The 3,975-nt window shown below is 66.1% G+C and carries 3 protein-coding genes and 1 tRNA gene; 3 read left to right on the top strand and 1 reads right to left on the bottom strand.

The genetic code is table 11. From position 1 onward, the window contains the following. The first annotated feature begins 8 nt into the window (after positions 1-8). Positions 9-515, top strand: coding sequence for a hypothetical protein (locus tag HY699_08930; protein ID MBI4515922.1), 507 nt, complete (start codon positions 9-11; stop codon positions 513-515). A gap of 39 nt (positions 516-554) precedes the next feature. After that, positions 555-628: transfer RNA gene (locus HY699_08925), tRNA-Pro, on the top strand. Between the two features lie 209 nt (positions 629-837). Here the strand turns inward: HY699_08925 and HY699_08920 are convergent. Continuing rightward, positions 838-1,314: a hypothetical protein gene (locus HY699_08920; GenBank protein ID MBI4515921.1), complete on the bottom strand. Its 477-nt coding sequence runs from the start codon at positions 1,312-1,314 to the stop codon at positions 838-840. A 160-nt stretch (positions 1,315-1,474) separates the two neighbouring features. On the opposite strand from HY699_08920, the gene HY699_08915 reads away from it, so the two are divergent. Next, positions 1,475-3,646, top strand: coding sequence for a glycosyltransferase family 39 protein (locus HY699_08915; GenBank protein ID MBI4515920.1), 2,172 nt, complete (start codon positions 1,475-1,477; stop codon positions 3,644-3,646). The last annotated feature ends 329 nt before the right edge of the window (positions 3,647-3,975 follow it).

The following is a 3,975-nucleotide window of genomic DNA, read 5'->3' as shown; positions in this document are numbered from 1 at the left end:
GCTGACCGGTGGCGGCGCAGCCGGTTCCCACCCCGCTGATCCGTCGCTCCGTCTCGGTGGCCCGGTCGCAACCGATCGCCCCGGAAAAATCGAGCTATGCATGCTCACCGGAAGGACACGCTCTGTCCGCTTTTTGGCGACGAACGATCAAATTCGTGCGCCGCCTGGCCGTCCGACCGCTGCACCGACAAGATTCGCTGGCACAACCGTTGCTGACTGCCTGCTGCATGGAATCGAGCGTCCGTGATGATGCAGAACGGCAACGCAGCGGATCGGAAGTTGCGTTCTCGCTTTTGCGACTGCTGGCCAAGGGTTACTACCTGTGGGGGGACGAGTGCGACGTAAGTCTAGCTGAGCTCCCGCGTACGATTCGGACCAATCGCAGCGAGCTGGCTCAGGTTATCGCGCAACTTTGGGACTTGAACTTGGTGGCGCTTGATAAGCGCCGCCATACCATTCGGCTGAGTTCGGACGGTGTCGGGCAGCTGGTGAGCGTGCGGCGGACGCTTCCTTGAAAGCCTGCGGTGTGCGTGGTAGCAGGGGCCGAACGCTTACGGGGCGTGGCGCAGCCTGGTAGCGCACTCGCTTGGGGTGCGAGTGGTCGCCGGTTCAAATCCGGCCGCCCCGATTTTCCATGTCCCAAGGTATCGGATGACCGCGCTCGGTGGCCCCAGGGTGATACAGGGTGATAGAAGCCGGTTGATCGTCGAGCTATGGCGCTGCCAGCAGCCCAGTCGGATACACCGCGAGTGATCGACGTGATCACCCGGTTGCTGCCGCGCGGCACAGTGGCGCGGCACTTCCACGTGGGCGGCGGCGCCCCGCGCTGCCGACGCGCTACCGCCGCGGTGTGCGGTTCGGCGGCAGCTGGGAGTTGGTGTGCGTGCCCGCCGGGGCGGCGTTGAGCGCGGCTTCGATGCGCTCGGAGATCAGCTTGAACGCGGGCTGACTTTGCAGCAGCACATCGTCGTAAATGTCCTCGAGTTCGCTCTGCTCTAACGCCACCGCTGTGGCCAGCGCGTCATCGAGGGTTTGCGCCGACGCCGCTCGGGTTTCGAGCACATGCAGTGTGCGCTCCAGGTGCTCCAGGCGCTCGCTGTATTCTGGAAGGAACGCGCCACTGTCGTCGTCATCTTCGAAAGACCGCAGCTCTCGGCGCAGCACGTCGGCGTGCGTTTCCTGTTCGAGCGCCAGCTCGCGCCACAACCGCGCGGTCTGCGGGTCGGCGTGAGCCCGCTCCGCCAAGTGGCGGTATACGGTGGCGGTCCGGCTTTCGAGACTGGCACAACGTTCGAGAATTTCAGTGACGTACACGGCGCGCTCCTACTCCACGGGGCTTGGGTTACCTGACCTGACGTTAGCTTGGCCGACTTTCGCCTGGTCTTCAAGCACCAATCGGAAAGATACCACGTCAAATCGTACGGCCCTCGTGCGCCAGGTGACGAGCGCGCGGGTGGGCTGATATAGGCGGGTGGTGCGCTGGCGCGACCTAACTTGGGCCCTGTTGATTGTGGCTGCGCTCGCCAGCGCGGCCATTGGCAGCCACCGCTTTGTCATCTCGCAGGTGCTGTACGCCGGCACGTGGTGGTGGGTGGCGGGGATCGCCCTGCTGGCGGCGGCCGGCGGGTTGGCGGATCGCGGGCGCGAGCGGGCGCCGGGCCGGCCGTGGCGGCGCAATGATTGGCTGGCGCTGTTGGCGGTGGCCGCGCTGGCGGTGCTGACGCGCTTGTGGCGCATCGATGTGTATCCGCCGCTCGATGCCTTCGGCTTCGAGGAGTTTCAGACCGGTGGCAACGCCTATTGGGTCTATCAGGACTGGCGCTGGCCGCTGGAGTTCCCGCTGACCAATACGTTGCCGGGGCTGAGCTTTCGCCTCTTCGGGTTGTCGTCGCCGGCTCTGCGCGCACCGTTTGTGCTGAGCGGAGTGCTGGCGCCGACGATACTCTTCGTGGCGCTTCGGCGCGTCGTCGCCCTGCCGGCGGCTTGGGCCGCCAGCATGCTGCTGGCTGCCTGTCGCTGGGCCGCGGCGGCGGCACGATTTGCGGACGAGATCTTCTTTCCCATCTCGGTGATGGCGCTGATTGCCTGGTTGTTCGTCCGCGTGATTCAAGACCGCAGCCAGCTGGCGAGCGTGGCACTGGCCGTGGCCAGCGCTGATTTGTTCTATGCCTACACCGGCTATCGCGTGTTTCCGCCCATGCTCTACGCCGGCACCTTCGCGGTGGCGGTGGTGCGGTACCGGCAAGGCCGGCTGCCGGCGCGCAGCTGGCGGCACTTCATCGTGATTGCGGCGGCTTGGGCGGTAATGCTGAGCCCGGGTGTGGTTAGCACGGTGTGGTTTGGCAGCGACCTGTTCATGGAGGCGCTGCGGCGGCACGAGGAAGGCTGGCAATGGCTGGCGCCGGAGCAGCAATCGCTATTGCCGCGCGCGCTGACGGCGATCGCACGGCTGCGCTTGGGCTGGGGCGTGTTCTTGGTTGAAGGCGACGAAATCCCCACCGTCAACATTCCCCAACATCCGATGCTGGATCCGGTCTCCGGTGTGCTGGCAACACTGGCGGTGGGGGTAGCCATGTGGCGCTGGCGCAATCCCTGGCGCTTGCTGGCGCTGGCGCTATTCGCGTTGCCATTTACGGCCCTTGCCGTGGTGCCGGCGAATGTCAACGTCTCGCGCTATTTCGTCTTACTGGTGCCGTTGTTCGTGCTGATCGCCTTCGGCCTCGACGAGATGTTGAGCTGGCGGTGGCTGCCGCGCCGATGGGCGCACGCGCTGCTGGGGTTGGCGGTGGCCGCGGCCGCGGTGCTGAATCTGCGCCAGCTGCAACAACTGATCGACCATCCGGTGGTGCAGGCCTCGTTCGTGGTGTCGGAGAACACCGTGCTGGCGGCGATCCACAACGTCCCCGCGGGGTCACGGGTGGTGTTACTCACCAACGAGGGCGTCAACGCTTTCGAGCCGTCGGACTACATCTGGTACGCCGCTCACCTGCAGGGCGCGCAGGCGTCGTCGCTGCTGGCGGCGTTTACCCCGGCTGCCGGCGAGACCCAGCCGGTGTACTGGATTGCGCAGGGGGCGCCGGAGGCGGAGCTGCTGCCCGAGTTGGTGGCGCTGATATGCCCGCAAATGCAGTGGAGCATTCGGCGCGCGGGCCCGGTGGCGACGGTCGCAGTCGCTAGTGCTCTGCCGGCACAATGTGGGCGGTTGCCGCTGGCGGGCTTGCGCGCGAGCTATCGGACGACGGATGCCAACGGCCGGACGACACAGGTGGACCAGATTGATCCGGCGCTGACGCAGTACACCATCCCGGTGCCGCTGGTCGCGGCCGTCGTCGAGCGCAGAGTCACCGAGTTGAACGCGATCTGGCAAGGCCTGTTGGCACCGCGCGCGGCAGGCCGCTACCGCTTCCGGCTGGAAGTGGTGAACGCAACGGTGCAGTTCAACCTCGGCTCGTTGGCGGGTGAGCTCGACGCGGGCGAGCGTTGGGAGACCGCAGAGCTCGAGTTGGACATGAATCAAGCGGCGGAGCCGGTACGTATCGCGCTGCGCGCTAAACCCGGCTGGCGGCCGGCGCTGCGCTGGTTTTGGTCGCCCCCGGGGCAAGCCGCGGCGCTGGTGCCCCCCGGGGCGCTGAGCCCGACATCGTGACGCACGCTCCCTACTTCGTTCCGCCCCACTTCGTGGATGACGTCTTTGTGTTCCCGCTGAAGGCTGGCGTGAGCGAACCCTCGCGATCGCTAGCGTCAATACGAGCAGGTTACGCGGCTTGTGCTTGGGTGTGCGACAAATCTGTGGGTAACGTGCAGCCGACCGGGCAAATCCTCACCAGTCTGACAGTACTGTGTACTGTCAGGCCGAGGCCCGTGGCCGAAAGGGCGCAATTTGTCATTCCCGCGAAAGCGGGAATCCACGGCACCGGCTCGCTACGACCCGCCAGCGCTACACGATCTCGTCATAGGGGTCTCGCCAGTCCGGGC

Source organism: Deltaproteobacteria bacterium (genome assembly GCA_016210005.1).
Taxonomy (GTDB): Bacteria; Desulfobacterota; Binatia; order HRBIN30; family JACQVA1; genus JACQVA1.
The sequence above is the reverse complement of the archived record's forward strand: the minus strand, read 5'-3'. Positions and strand labels throughout refer to the sequence as shown.